Consider the following 12,797-nt stretch of genomic DNA (forward strand, 5'->3'; position numbering starts at 1 on the left):
CCGGCGCGGTGAAGCACAGCTCGTAATCGTCGCCGCCGGCCGCCGTGTAGGCGCGGCGCAGCGCCGCGTCGCGCGTGGCCAGCACGTCGCCGGCCGGCAGCGCATCGATGTTCAGGGTGGCGCCCACCTGCGACAGTTTGAGGATGTGGCCGATGTCGCCGACCAGGCCATCGGAAATGTCGATCGCCGCATGCGCCAGTCCCTGTTCGGCCAGCGCCATGCCCAGCTCGACGCGCGGCACCGGCGTATGCATGCGCGCGCCGGCGGCCTGCAAAGCGGCGGCGTCGAGCGACAGTTCCTTGCGGTAGCCGGCCAGCGCCAGGCGCGCATCGCCCAGCGTACCGGAAATCCAGATATCGTCGCCGGGCCGGGCGGCGCTGCGGCGCAGGGCCTGGCCCGGACGCACCTCGCCGAACACGGTAATGCAGATGTTCAGCGGTCCCCTGGTGGTGTCGCCGCCGATCAGCTCGATGTTGAAGGCGTCGGCCAGCGCGAACAGCCCTTGCGAAAAGCCGTGCAGCCAGGCGCGCTCGGCGGCAGGCAGCGCCAGCGCCAGCGTGAAGCCGACCGGACGCGCGCCCATCGCCGCCAGGTCGGACAGGTTGACCGCCAATGCCTTGTGGCCGAGCCGCTGCGGATCTTCGCCGGCAAAGAAATGCCGCCCTTCCACCAGCATGTCGGAGGAAATCGCAATCTGGGTGCCGGGCGTGGGCGCGATCAGCGCGCAGTCGTCGCCAATGCCCAGCACAGCCCGCGCGGCATGGTGGGGCCGCTGGAAGTATTCCTTGATGAGGTCAAATTCGGAGAGCATGCGGCATTGTACCGCTATGGCTCGATGCGTCTGGTCAGGTTTTCCATGCCGAGTGCCGGCAGCGATTCGTCGGAGAGGAACAGCCAGTCGTGGTTGGCCAGCCGCACCGCCACGCCGTTGACGTGGAAGCGGCTCAGCAGGTTGGGCGTGAAGAACAGCTGCGGGCCGGCCTCGTAGCTGGCATCGTGCAGCACGATCAGTAAACGGCTGGGGCCGGCTTCGATGGTGACGGTGTCCAGGTTCAGCTGCGCCAGCGTGCCTTCGCCGGTCTGCATCAGCCCGCCCTTGGAGCGCATATAGACGAAGGACAGCTGCAAGCCGCTTTCGTGCCAGCGCAGCAACTGTTGCCAGGCGGCGCCCTGCGCCGAGGCGCCGGCGGGTTCGGGAAGACGATGAGAGACGATCAGATCGGCCATGGCTATCTCCTGGTGAGCCCGCCCAGCTTACCGCAATTGCGCCCCGCCTTGATTCGCATGGTGAAATATCGCGATTTTCAATCAGTTTTCATCAGCCGATAGGGAAAAGTAATTATTTTCCAAAATTGATTATGTAGACGCGATCCCTCGGTTAAACGCTTAAAAATTCGGCTAACCTGCGCGCAACTCATCAAAAATGCTGATAACCCTTCTTGTTGTGCGTGAAAATACCTACTTTTTTGCAAGAACTGGTCTGATAAAATCGTAGGCTTTCCGACCGCACACACAGGAAGGCAGTACAGCATGGATTCGTCCCCTGAGAAAAAAGAAGCTATTCGTCAACAATTGCGCCTTTCGGCGCTGGAATACCACGAGTATCCGACCCCAGGCAAGATCAGCGTTACGCCGACCAAGCAACTGACCAACCAGCGCGACCTGGCCCTGGCGTATTCGCCGGGGGTGGCGGCGCCGTGCGAGGAAATCGTCATCGATCCAGCCAATGCCTTCAAATATACTGCGCGCGGCAACCTGGTGGCGGTGATCACCAACGGCACCGCCGTGCTAGGCCTGGGCAACATCGGCCCGCTGGCCGCCAAGCCGGTGATGGAAGGCAAGGGCGTGCTGTTCAAGAAATTCGCCGGCATCGACGTGTTCGACATCGAAATCAACGAGCAGGACCCGGACAAGCTGGTGGAAGTGATCGCCGCGCTGGAACCGACCTTCGGCGGCATCAACCTGGAAGACATCAAGGCGCCGGAATGCTTCACCATCGAGCGCAAGCTGCGCGAGCGCATGAAGATTCCGGTGTTCCACGATGACCAGCACGGCACCGCCATCATCGTCGGCGCCGCCATCCTGAACGGCATCTCGCTGGTCGGCAAGGACATCAAGCAGTGCAAGCTGGTGGTATCGGGCGCGGGCGCCGCGGCGCTGGCCTGCCTGGACCTGATCGTCGATCTCGGCTTCCCGATCGAAAACATCTACGTGACCGACCTGGCCGGCGTGGTCTACAAGGGCCGCACCGAACTGATGGACCCGGACAAGGAACGCTTCGCGCGCGACACCTCGGCCCGCACCCTGGCCGAAGTGATCCCGGACGCCGACATCTTCCTCGGTCTGTCGGCCGGCGGCGTGCTCAAGCAGGACATGGTCAAGTCGATGGCGCCGAATCCGCTGATCCTGGCGCTGGCCAACCCGAATCCGGAAATCCTGCCGGAAGACGTCAAGGCCGTGCGCGGCGACGCCATCATGTGCACCGGCCGTTCGGACTACCCGAACCAGGTCAACAACGTGCTGTGCTTCCCCTACATCTTCCGCGGCGCGCTCGACTGCGGCGCCACCACCATCACGCGCGAAATGGAAATCGCCGTGGTGCATGCGATCGCCGAGCTGGCGCATGCCGAGCAGTCGGACATCGTCGCCACCACCTATGGCGTCAGCAACCTGTCGTTCGGCCCGGACTACCTGATCCCGATGCCGTTCGATCCGCGCCTGCTGATCAAGATCGCCCCGGCCGTGGCCAAGGCGGCCGAGGATTCCGGCGTCGCCTCGCGTCCGATCAAGGACCTGCAGGCGTATGCCGAAAGCCTGCAGCAGTTCGTCTACCGCTCGGGCACCTTCATGAAGCCGCTGTACCAGGTGGCCAAGAAGGCGGCGATGGAACTCAAGCGCATCGTCTACGCCGAGGGCGAAGAGGAACGCGTGCTGCGCGCGGTGCAGGTGGTGGTCGATGAAAAACTGGCGCGTCCGATCCTGGTCGGTCGTCCCGCCGTGCTGGAAGCGCGCATCGCCAAATTCGGCCTGCGCCTGAAGCAGGGCGTCGACTTCGACGTCATCAACCCCGATTATGACGAGCGCTACCGCGACTACTGGCACGCCTACTACGAGCTGACCGCGCGCAAGGGCGTGACCCAGGAATACGCCAAGCTGGAAATGCGCCGCCGCCACACCCTGATCGGCGCCATGATGATCAAGAAGGGCGACGCCGACGGCATGATCTGCGGCACCTTCGGCACCACCCAGCTGCACCTGCACTACATCGACCAGGTGCTGGGGCGTCGCGAGGGCGCCTGCGTGTACGCCGCGATGAACGTGCTGATCCTGCCGGAGCGCCAGCTGGTGATGGTGGACACCCACGTCAACGAGAATCCGGACCCGAACGAACTGGCGGCCATCACCTGCATGGCGGCCGACGAAATGCGCCGCTTCGGCCTGTCGCCGCGCGCGGCGCTGCTGTCGCACTCGAACTTCGGCTCATCCAACAGCCCGTCGGCGGTCAAGATGCGCGCCGCGCTGGAACTGATCAAACAGCGCGACCCGTCGCTGGAAGTGGACGGTGAAATGCACGGCGACACCGCGCTGGATTCCAAGCTGCGCAACGCCATCATGCCGGGCTCGACCCTGACCGGCGACGCCAACCTGCTGGTGATGCCGAACATCGAAGCGGCCAACATCGCCTACAACCTGGTGAAGACGGCGGCCGGCAACGGCATCGCGGTCGGCCCCATCCTGCTCGGCTGCGCCAAGCCGGTGCACATCCTGACCCCGACTTTTCTTTCCGTTGTAACAAGATGTAAGTGATGTAAAAACGCGGATTTCGGTGAGAAATGCGTGTCGGCCGCTCTGTTACAATATCGGGCTACTAAGTAAACCCCTCATTTGAATACACCATGCAGAAAATAAAAAAGGCCCTGGTTACGGGCATTACCGGTCAGGATGGCGCCTATCTGGCGGAACTGCTGCTGGAAAAGGGCTATGAAGTCACCGGCACCTACCGCCGTACCAGCTCGGTCAATTTCTGGCGTATCGAAGAACTGGGCATCCAGTCGCATCCGAATCTCAAGCTGGTCGAGTACGATCTGACCGACCTCGGCTCCAGCATCCGCCTGATGCAGACGGTGCAGCCGGATGAGGTCTACAACCTGGCGGCGCAGAGCTTTGTCGGCGTGTCCTTCGAGCAGCCGGTCACCACCGCGGAAATCACCGGCGTCGGCCCGGTCAATCTGCTGGAGGCGATCCGCATCGTCAATCCGCAGATCCGCTTCTACCAGGCCTCGACCTCGGAAATGTTCGGCAAGGTGCAAGCCGTGCCGCAGAAGGAAGACACGCCGTTCTACCCGCGCAGCCCGTATGGCGTGGCCAAGCTGTACGCCCACTGGATGACCGTCAACTACCGCGAGTCCTACGGCATCTTCGGCTCGTCCGGCATCCTGTTCAACCACGAGTCGCCACTGCGCGGCCGCGAGTTCGTCACCCGCAAGATCACCGATTCGGTGGCCAAGATCCATCTGGGCAAGCTGGATGTGCTGGAGCTGGGCAATATGGACGCCAAGCGCGACTGGGGCTTCGCCAAGGAATACGTGGAAGGCATGTGGCGCATCCTGCAGGCCGACAAGCCGGACACCTATGTGCTGGCCACCAACCGCACCGAAACCGTGCGCGATTTCGTCACCATGGCGTTCAAGGCCGTCGACGTGACCATCGAGTGGAGCGGCAAGGATGAAAACGAAGTCGGCACCTGCAAGAAAACCGGCAAGGTGCTGGTGCGCGTGAATCCGAAGTTCTACCGTCCGGCCGAAGTGGATCTGCTGATCGGCGATCCGGCCAAGGCGCAGCGTGAGCTGGGCTGGAAGCCATCGACCACGCTGGAGCAGCTGTGCCAGATGATGGTGGAGGCCGACCTGCGCCGCAATCAAGCCGGCTTCTCGTTCTGATTTCAGGAGTATAGGCGATGGCTGCTGAAGCTGCGGGCAAACGTGCCCTGATCACCGGTTTGTCCGGCTTCACCGGCCAGTACGTGGCGCGCGAACTGCGCGCGGCGGGCTACGCCATCTTCGGCACCACCACGCCGGGACATGTGGTCGGCGAAGGCGAATATGCGGTCGATCTGCTCGACCGCGCCGGCCTGGCCGCCATGATCCGCGAAGTGCGGCCGGACGTGGTGGTGCACCTGGCCGCCATCGCCTTCGTCGCCCACGGCGACGTCGAACAGATCTACCGCGTCAACGTGGTGGGCACGCGCAATCTGCTGGAGGCCCTGGCCGCGGCGGAGCACAAGCCGTCGGCCGTGCTGCTGGCGTCCAGCGCGAACATCTATGGCAATACCGATGCCGGCGTGATCGCCGAAACCGTGCCGGCCGCGCCGGCCAACGATTATGCCGTCAGCAAGCTGTCGATGGAATACATGGCGCGCCTGTGGCAGGACAAGTTGCCGCTGATCGTGGTGCGCCCCTTCAATTACACCGGCGTCGGCCAGCACGAGAATTTCCTGCTGCCGAAGATCGTCTCGCACTTCCGCCGCGCCGCCGCCGACATCGAGCTGGGCAACCTGCACGTGTGGCGCGACTTTTCCGACGTGCGCATGGTGGCGTCGTGCTACCGCAAGCTGCTGGCGGCGCCGGCCGCCATCGGCCAGACCTTCAACATCTGTTCTGGTCACGGTTATTCGCTGGGTGAGGCGCTGGAGATGATGAACCGGATCGCCGGCTACCAGATCAATGTCCGCGTCAACCCGGCCTTCGTGCGCGCCAACGAAGTGGTGCGCCTGGTCGGCGACAGCCGCCATCTGGCCGCCGTGATCGGTCCCATCGACACGGTGCCGCTGGCCGACACGCTGCGCTGGATGTATTCGGCGTGAACCGGCAGTCCCCCCTGCGCGTCGGCCTGTCGGTGACCAAGGCCGAACCGGCGCTGACCGGCGGCCGCCTGGACGGCCTGGGCGTGTACAGCCGCGCGCTGCTCGAGCATCTGCCGCAGGCCGGCGTGGAAGTTTTCCCCCTGTCGTTCGCCCCGCCCGGCGACGCCGCGCGCGTGCGGCTGGGCCGCGCGCTGCCGGTGTCGTTCCCGGTGGCGACGCTGGGCGACCTGGTGCTGCCTCGGTCGGTGCACCTGAGCACCCGCGCCGCCCTGGGCAAGGGCGCGGCGCCGCTGGACCTGTTCCACGCCACCGACTACCACATCGTGCGCATGGACTGCCCGGTGGTGGCGACCCTGCACGACGCGCTGCCGGTGTCGCATCCGGAATGGGCCAGTCCCAAACTGCGCAAGCTGAAGAACTGGCTGCAGATCAGGGCCGCGCGCAAGGCGCAGCATGTGATCACCGGCTCGCATTATTCGATCCGCGAACTGGTACAGCACTTCGGCATCGACGAGAAAAAAATCAGCGTGGTCCACCACGGCGTGGCCGCGCACTGGCTCGACGCGCCACCGGTCGATGAGCGCGACGTCACGCTGGGCCTGCACGGCCTGCGCGAAGGTTATTATCTGTTCGTCGGCACCCTGCAGCCGCGCAAGAACATCGGCCGCCTGCTGGACGCTTATCTGGCGCTGCCGCCGGTGCTGCGCTCGGCGCGCCAGCTGGTGATCGTCGGCCAGCCGGGCTGGCGCAGCGAGGATCTGATCCGCCAGGTCAGGGCGGCGCGTGAGCGCGGCGAAAACGTGGTGTGGCTGGACCAGCTGACCGATGAGCGCCGCCTGCGCCACCTGTACGCCGGCGCCGGCGCCTTCATCTTCCCATCGCTGCACGAGGGCTTCGGCCTGCCGCTGGTGGAAGCCTTCGCCGCCGGCGTGCCGGTGGCCTGCTCCAATACCACCTCGCTGCCGGAAGTGGCGGCCGGCGCGGCGCTTGAATTCGATCCGTTGTCGGTGGCCGAGATCAGCGCCGCCATGACCGTGCTGGCGCGCGACGACGGCGCGCGCGCGCGCTGCATCGCCGCCGGCAAGCGCCGCGCACTGGAACTGACATGGGACGCGGCGGCGCGCCGCACCGTCGCCGTGTATCACGAAATGCTGAATGCCTGACTATGCGCGTCCTTCACTTTTACAAGACTTATTATCCCGACAGCTGGGGCGGCGTCGAGCAGGTGATACGCCAGATGTGCACCAGCACCGGGCGCCTGGGCGTCACCAACGAAGTGCTGACGCTGACGCGCGACGCCACGCTGGCCCAGCTGGAAATCGAAGGCCACACCGTGCACCGCGTGCCGATGAATTTCGAGATCGCTTCCACCGGCTTTTCGCTGGCGGCGATCCGCAAGCTGGCGCACCTGGCGCGCAAGGCGGACGTGATCCATTACCACTTCCCGTGGCCGTTCATGGACATCGCCCACTTCGTGGCGCGCATCGACAAGCCCAGTGTGGTGACCTACCACTCGGACATCGTGCGCCAGAAGAACCTGCTGCGGGTGTACAGCCCGCTCAAGCGCCGCTTCCTGGACAGCGTGGACACGGTGGTGGCCAGTTCGCCCAACTACGTGGCCTCTTCGCCGGTGCTGAAGCGCTTTGCGCACAAGACGCGCGTGATCACCTTCGGTCTGGACAAATCGACCTATCCGCAGCCGTCCGAGGCGCTGAAGGATAAATGGCGTGCCCGTTGCGGCGAGCGTTTCTTCCTGTTCGTCGGCGTGCTGCGCTACTACAAGGGGCTGCACATCCTGATGGATGCGATGGCCAACGTCGATTACCCGGTGGTGATCGTCGGCGCCGGCCCGATCGAGCAGGAATTGAAGGAGCACGCGCAGCGCCTGGGCCTGACCCACGTGATGTTTCTCGGCGCGGTGGATGAAGAGGACAAGGTGGCGCTGCTGGATCTGAGCTATGCGATGGTGTTCCCCTCGCACCTGCGCTCGGAAGCCTTCGGCATCTCGCTGCTGGAAGGCGCGATGTTCGGCAAACCGATGATCTCCAGCGAGATCGGCACCGGCACCACCTACATCAACATCGACAACGACACCGGCCTGGTGGTGCCGCCCGGCGATCCGCAGGCGCTGCGCGCGGCCATGACGCGGCTGTGGAACGATCCGGAACTGGCGGCCGCCATGGGCCGCCGCGCCGAGGCGCGCTACTGGCAGCTGTTCACCGCCGAGAAGATGGCCGAGAGCTACCTCGACCTGTACCGCGAACTGACCACGCGGCCGAGGTAAAATAGCCGCTCCCACGGTCTACTGGAGAATCGCGTGCGCTGCCTGGTCATCGAAGATGAAGCGGAAACCTCGAACTACATCTGCAAGGGTCTGCGCGAGGCGGGCTACATGGTCACCGCCTGCAACAACGGCCCCGATGGACTGGATCTGGCCACCAGCGAGGACTGGGACATCATCATCCTCGACCGCATGCTGCCGGGGCGCATAGACGGCCTGTCCATCGTCGACAAGCTGCGCGCGCTGGGCAAGCAGACGCCGGTCATCATCGTCAGCGCGCTGTCCACCATCGACGCCCGCGTCACCGGCCTGCGCGGCGGCGCCGACGACTACCTGTCCAAACCCTTCGCCTTTTCCGAGCTGCTGGCGCGCGTGGAGGCGCTGCTGCGCCGCAGCGCGCCCGGCGCCGACAGCACCCAGCTGCAGGTGGCGGACCTGAAGCTGGACCTGCGCACGCTGCGCGTCACGCGCGGCAACAAGGTGATCACGCTGCAGCCGCGCGAATACCGCCTGCTCGAATACCTGATGCGCAACGAGAACCAGGTGGTGACCCGCACCATGCTGCTGGAATCGGTGTGGGACTACCACTTCGACCCGCAGACCAATGTGATCGATGTGCAGATCAGCCGCCTGCGCGCCAAGGTCGACAAGGACTTCCCGGTAATGCTGATCCATACGCTGCGCGGGGTCGGCTACCGCATGGGCGTGGCGCCGCCGGACGAGGCGGAGCAGGGTGTTGCAGGGTGATTAAACTGCGCACCTCGATTGCGGCCAAGCTGGTACTGGGCTACGGCCTGCTCGGCATCGCCTCGATCGTGGCGGTATCGGCGGTGTTCTACAGCGGCACCATCGGCGTGATCGACCAGAACATCGACGGCAAGATCATGGCGCAGTCGGACCGGCTGTTGGACAATATCGCCGCCGCCAAGAACGGCCGCAAGGCGCTGGCGCAGGAGGTGCAACGCCTGCTCAGCGACGGCGTCGACAGCGACCGCGAAATCTTCGGCATCGTCGGCGCCGACGGCACCTCCGTCGCCGGCAATCTCGGCTCCTGGCCGGCCCTCGGCGACGCGCCGGACATGCTGACCGCGCAGGTGCTGCGCAACGGCCGCAGCGCGCCGGCGCGCCTGTACCTGCGCGCGCTGAACGGCGGCGACACGCTGATCGTCGGCCGCGACCTGAGCGAAGAGGAGGCGGTGCGCGAGGTGATCTGGCGCGCGCTGGCGGCCGGCGCCTGCGTGTCGCTGATGCTGACCATCGCCGGCGCGCTGCTGTTCCGCCGCAGTATCGAGGCGCGCCTGGGCGAGATCCGCCGCACGGCCGCGCGCATCGAGGAGGGCGACCTGAGTCTGCGTATTCCGGTCAGCGGCAGCGACGAATTCGCGCTGCTGAACCGCGACATCAACCGCATGCTGGACCGCATCGAACTGCTGATGGACGGTATCCGCCACGTCTCCAACGCCATCGCCCACGACCTGCGCACGCCGCTGAGCCGCATCCGCGGCCGGCTCGACGACGCCCTGCGCCACGAGATGACGGTGCCGCGCCTGTCCGGCGCCGCGCACGACGCGATCGACGACATCGACGACCTGATTCGCCTGTTCGAGCGCCTGTTGCAGATCGCCGAGGCGGAATCCGGCGTGCGCGGCCGCCTGTTCGAGCGGCTGGACCTGGGCCGCGTGGTGGCCGACATCGGCGAAATGTACGAGGCCATCGCCGAAGACAGCGGCATCGCGCTGACGGTGGACGCGCCGACCTCTCTGTACGTGGACGGCGACCGCAACCTGCTGGCCAGCGCGGTCGCCAGCCTGCTGGACAACGCCATCAAGTACGCCGGGCCGGGGGCGACCATCCACGTGCGCGCCGGCCTGCATGGCGACCAGGCGGCGATTTCGGTGCACGACAATGGTCCCGGTATCCCGGAGGCGGAGCGCGCCAAGGTGACGCAGCGCTTCTACCGCGTCGACCAGAGCCGCCACCTGCCGGGCAATGGCCTGGGGCTGTCGATCGTCAGCGCCACCGCCACTTCGCACGGCGGCGCGTTGGTGCTGGAAGACGGCGCGCCGGGACTGATCGCGCGCATCGTGCTGCCGCTGGCGCCGGCCTAACCGATCCGTAATGTGACCATTTGGTAATCTGACCGCAAGCTTGTGGAAAGCAGGGCAGTCCTATGATGGGCTGTTCTTCCCCTGACCTGATTCCACATGCACGACTTAAGCGACATCGCCAGCTGGCTGCGGCACCATCCTGTTTATCACGACACTTCGGTACACAGCACGCTGCCCGATCCGACCTTTCTGGCGCAGGGCGAGACGGTGGTCTCGTTCAGCACCAACAATTACCTGGCGTTGGCCAACCATCCGCGCCTGGTGGCCGCGGCCAAGCAGGGGCTGGAGCGTTACGGCGTCGGCAACTGCGAATCGCGCCTGCTGGGCGGCGACCTTGAGGTTTACCGCGAGCTGGAACGGCGTCTCGGTGCGCTCAAGCACAAGAGCGACGCGGTGCTGTTCGTCACCGGCTACATGACCAACATCGGCGTGCTGTCATCCATCGTCAAGGCGGCCACGCTGGCGCGCCTGCATGGCTTCCGGCCGAAGAAGCGCCACAAGTACGCCTATTACTCGGACGAGTTCAATCACATCTCGATCCGCGAAGGCATCCAGATGTCGGGCGCGCTGCGCTACAACTACCGCCACTGCGACATGGATCACCTGGAATCGCTGCTGCAGGCCGGCGCCGCCGACGGCACCACGCCGATCATCGTCAGCGACGGCGTGTTCAGCATGGAAGGCACGATCGCGCCGCTGCCGGCACTGGTGGCGCTGGCCGAGCGTTTCGGCGCGCTGCTGTACGTCGACGACGCCCACGCCACCGGCATCCTCGGCGCGCACGGCGGCGGCACTTCCGAGCATTTCGACTGCTACAGCGCCAACATCATGCAGATGGGGACCTTGAGCAAGGCGCTCGGTTCGATCGGCGGCTTCGTGGCGGTGGAAAAGGATGTGGCGGACGTGATCCGGCTGACCAGCTCCGCCTACGGCTTCACCTGCCCGCCGCCGCCGGACCAGGCGGCGGCGCTGCTGGCCGCGCTGGACATCCTGGAAGAAGAGCCGGAGCGCCGCCAGCGCCTGTGGGACAACCAGCGCTATTTCATCGAGCGGATGCAGCCGCTGGGCTACACCATCATCTCGACCCAGACGCCGATCCTGCCGGTGCTGATCGGCGACGCCGAGACGTGCCAGCGCCATGCCATGGAACTGCGGCGCGAGGGCGTGCACGTGGACTCGATCCAGTTCCCGGCCGCGCCGGTGGGCCAGGCCCGTTTGCGCTTCATGATGAACGCCGGCCACACCGGGGCGCAGATCGATCACGCGGTGAGCGTGATGGCGCGCCTGGCCGGGCGCGGCGAACGCCTGGTGGCATAATCAATGCTCTGCCCAGCGCTCCTTGATCTCAAGCAGCGCGGGCATCTGTTCAAAGAAGAGGTCGACCAGCCGGCCTTCAAAATGCTTGTCGCGCTGGCCCAGCATGAATTCCACCGTCTTCTCCACCGACCACGCTTCCTTGTAGGGCCGCGCCGAGGTCAGCGCGTCGAACACGTCGGCAATCGCGATGATGCGGCCGACCAGCGGAATCTCCTCGCCCGACAGGCCGTTGGGATAACCGCTGCCGTCCCATTTCTCGTGGTGGGTCATGGCCACGTCATAGGCCATGGCCAGCATGCCGGCGGCGTGCTTGCCGATGATGTCGCCGCCGATCAGCGCGTGCGTCTGCATGATCTTCCACTCGTCCGGATCGAGCGGCCCGGGCTTGCGCAGGATGCTGTCCGGGATGCCGATCTTGCCGACGTCGTGCATCGGCGCCGCGTGCAGCAGGTCTTCCGCCTCGGCCTCGCTCATGCCCACCGCCAGGCCGAGGATGCGGGCGTAGTGGCTCATGCGGATCACGTGCAGGCCGGTTTCGTTGTCCTTGTACTCGGCCGCCAGGCCGAGGCGCTGGACGATCTCCAGGCGTGTCTTTTTCAGCTCATCCACGCCCACCAGCGACAGGTGGTTGCGCACACGCGCCTTGACGATGGGCGGGCTGACCGGCTTGGTGATGTAATCGACGGCGCCGGCCTCGAAGCCGATCACCTCGTCGTCGGGATCGCTCAGCGCGGTGACGAAGATGACCGGGATCGATTGCGTCACCTTGTCGGCCTTCAGCAGCCGGCAGGTTTCATAGCCGGTCATCCCCGGCATCATCACGTCCAGCAGGATCAGCTGCGGCTGTTCCGAGCGCGCCAGCTCCAGCGCGCGCGGGCCGTCCTTGGCGAACAGCAGGCGGTAGTGATCCTGCAGGATGTGGCGCAGCAGCTGCAGGTTGCTGGCTTCGTCGTCGACCACAAGAATCTGCGGCTGGTGAGGCTGATGGGTGGTTCTCATGCGTTCTCCGTGGACAGGCTGTCCAGCAATGCCTGCATAGCGGTGTGCGCTTGCGGGAAATCGAAATCGTTAATGGCGTCCCGCACGGCGGCCAGCTGCTGTGCGAGGTCGGTCGGCGCGCCGGTGAGGGCGGCGCTCAGGGCTTCCATGGCGGCGTCGTTCAGCGCGCCGCGCTGCAGGAAGGGCAGCAGCGCGGCGGATTTCTGCCGCGCGACGGCCGGATTGAAGG

12 protein-coding genes are annotated in these 12,797 nt (G+C 65.5%); 8 read left to right on the top strand and 4 right to left on the bottom strand.

All coding sequences use genetic code 11. The features are described 5' to 3' along the window. Both thiL and E4L98_RS26750 read right to left on the bottom strand, forming a co-directional pair. Positions 1–811: thiamine-phosphate kinase (thiL, locus tag E4L98_RS26745; protein WP_135204581.1), on the bottom strand; the 811-nt coding region annotated here is incomplete at its 3' end. A gap of 14 nt (positions 812–825) precedes the next feature. Beyond that, positions 826–1,227: a hypothetical protein gene (locus E4L98_RS26750; RefSeq protein WP_135204582.1), complete on the bottom strand. Its 402-nt coding sequence runs from the start codon at positions 1,225–1,227 to the stop codon at positions 826–828. A 303-nt stretch (positions 1,228–1,530) separates the two neighbouring features. Here E4L98_RS26750 and E4L98_RS26755 point away from each other — a divergent pair, with 303 nt between their 5' ends. The 8 genes from E4L98_RS26755 to E4L98_RS26790 all read left to right on the top strand — a co-directional run bounded on the left by E4L98_RS26755 (position 1,531) and on the right by E4L98_RS26790 (position 11,569). Then, positions 1,531–3,807 carry an NADP-dependent malic enzyme gene (locus E4L98_RS26755; protein ID WP_135204583.1) on the top strand — a complete coding sequence of 759 codons (2,277 nt, stop codon included), beginning with the start codon at positions 1,531–1,533 and terminating at the stop codon, positions 3,805–3,807. Positions 3,808–3,896: 89 nt separating this feature from the next. After that, entirely contained in the window at positions 3,897–4,940 is a 1,044-nt protein-coding gene (gmd, locus tag E4L98_RS26760; protein ID WP_135204584.1) for a GDP-mannose 4,6-dehydratase, read from the top strand. Positions 4,941–4,957: 17 nt separating this feature from the next. Then, complete coding sequence (locus E4L98_RS26765; RefSeq protein WP_135204585.1) at positions 4,958–5,863, top strand: GDP-mannose 4,6-dehydratase; 906 nt, start codon at positions 4,958–4,960, stop codon at positions 5,861–5,863. Continuing rightward, positions 5,860–7,026: a glycosyltransferase family 4 protein gene (locus E4L98_RS26770; protein ID WP_167761463.1), complete on the top strand. Its 1,167-nt coding sequence runs from the start codon at positions 5,860–5,862 to the stop codon at positions 7,024–7,026. Before E4L98_RS26765 ends, E4L98_RS26770 begins: the two co-directional genes overlap by 4 nt. A 2-nt stretch (positions 7,027–7,028) precedes the next feature. After that, entirely contained in the window at positions 7,029–8,147 is a 1,119-nt protein-coding gene (locus E4L98_RS26775) for a glycosyltransferase family 4 protein (RefSeq protein WP_135204587.1), read from the top strand. 33 nt (positions 8,148–8,180) lie between these two features. Further along, entirely contained in the window at positions 8,181–8,891 is a 711-nt protein-coding gene (locus E4L98_RS26780; protein WP_135204588.1) for a winged helix-turn-helix domain-containing protein, read from the top strand. Next, a complete protein-coding gene (locus E4L98_RS26785; protein ID WP_135204589.1) occupies positions 8,888–10,252 on the top strand; it encodes a sensor histidine kinase in 1,365 nt (454 codons plus the stop codon). The genes E4L98_RS26780 and E4L98_RS26785 overlap by 4 nt, the downstream gene beginning before the upstream one ends. Positions 10,253–10,348: 96 nt before the next feature. Then, positions 10,349–11,569, top strand: coding sequence for an aminotransferase class I/II-fold pyridoxal phosphate-dependent enzyme (locus E4L98_RS26790; protein WP_135204590.1), 1,221 nt, complete (start codon positions 10,349–10,351; stop codon positions 11,567–11,569). Here the strand turns inward: E4L98_RS26790 and E4L98_RS26795 are convergent, their stop codons facing one another. Next, the gene (locus tag E4L98_RS26795; RefSeq protein ID WP_135204591.1) at positions 11,570–12,568 is read right to left on the bottom strand and encodes a response regulator; all 999 of its coding nucleotides are present in this window, start codon (positions 12,566–12,568) and stop codon (positions 11,570–11,572) included. Next, the coding region (locus tag E4L98_RS30250; protein WP_167761464.1) for a hypothetical protein at positions 12,565–12,797 on the bottom strand (233 nt) is incomplete at its 5' end. The genes E4L98_RS30250 and E4L98_RS26795, both read right to left, overlap by 4 nt.

Origin of the sequence: Duganella callida, assembly GCF_004614165.1 — a bacterium.
In the GTDB taxonomy this organism is placed as follows: Bacteria; Pseudomonadota; Gammaproteobacteria; order Burkholderiales; family Burkholderiaceae_D; genus Rugamonas; species Rugamonas callida.

Excerpts from the sequence above, each read along its gene's own strand:
- E4L98_RS26765 (WP_135204585.1), top strand. The coding sequence starts at position 4,958 with ATGGCTGCTGAAGCTGCGGGCAAACGTGCCCTGATCACCGGTTTGTCC.
- gmd (WP_135204584.1), top strand. The coding sequence starts at position 3,897 with ATGCAGAAAATAAAAAAGGCCCTGGTTACGGGCATTACCGGTCAGGAT.
- E4L98_RS26750 (WP_135204582.1), bottom strand. The coding sequence starts at position 1,227 with ATGGCCGATCTGATCGTCTCTCATCGTCTTCCCGAACCCGCCGGCGCC.
- E4L98_RS26775 (WP_135204587.1), top strand. The coding sequence starts at position 7,029 with ATGCGCGTCCTTCACTTTTACAAGACTTATTATCCCGACAGCTGGGGC.
- E4L98_RS26795 (WP_135204591.1), bottom strand. The coding sequence starts at position 12,568 with ATGAGAACCACCCATCAGCCTCACCAGCCGCAGATTCTTGTGGTCGAC.
- E4L98_RS26755 (WP_135204583.1), top strand. The coding sequence starts at position 1,531 with ATGGATTCGTCCCCTGAGAAAAAAGAAGCTATTCGTCAACAATTGCGC.
- E4L98_RS26790 (WP_135204590.1), top strand. The coding sequence starts at position 10,349 with ATGCACGACTTAAGCGACATCGCCAGCTGGCTGCGGCACCATCCTGTT.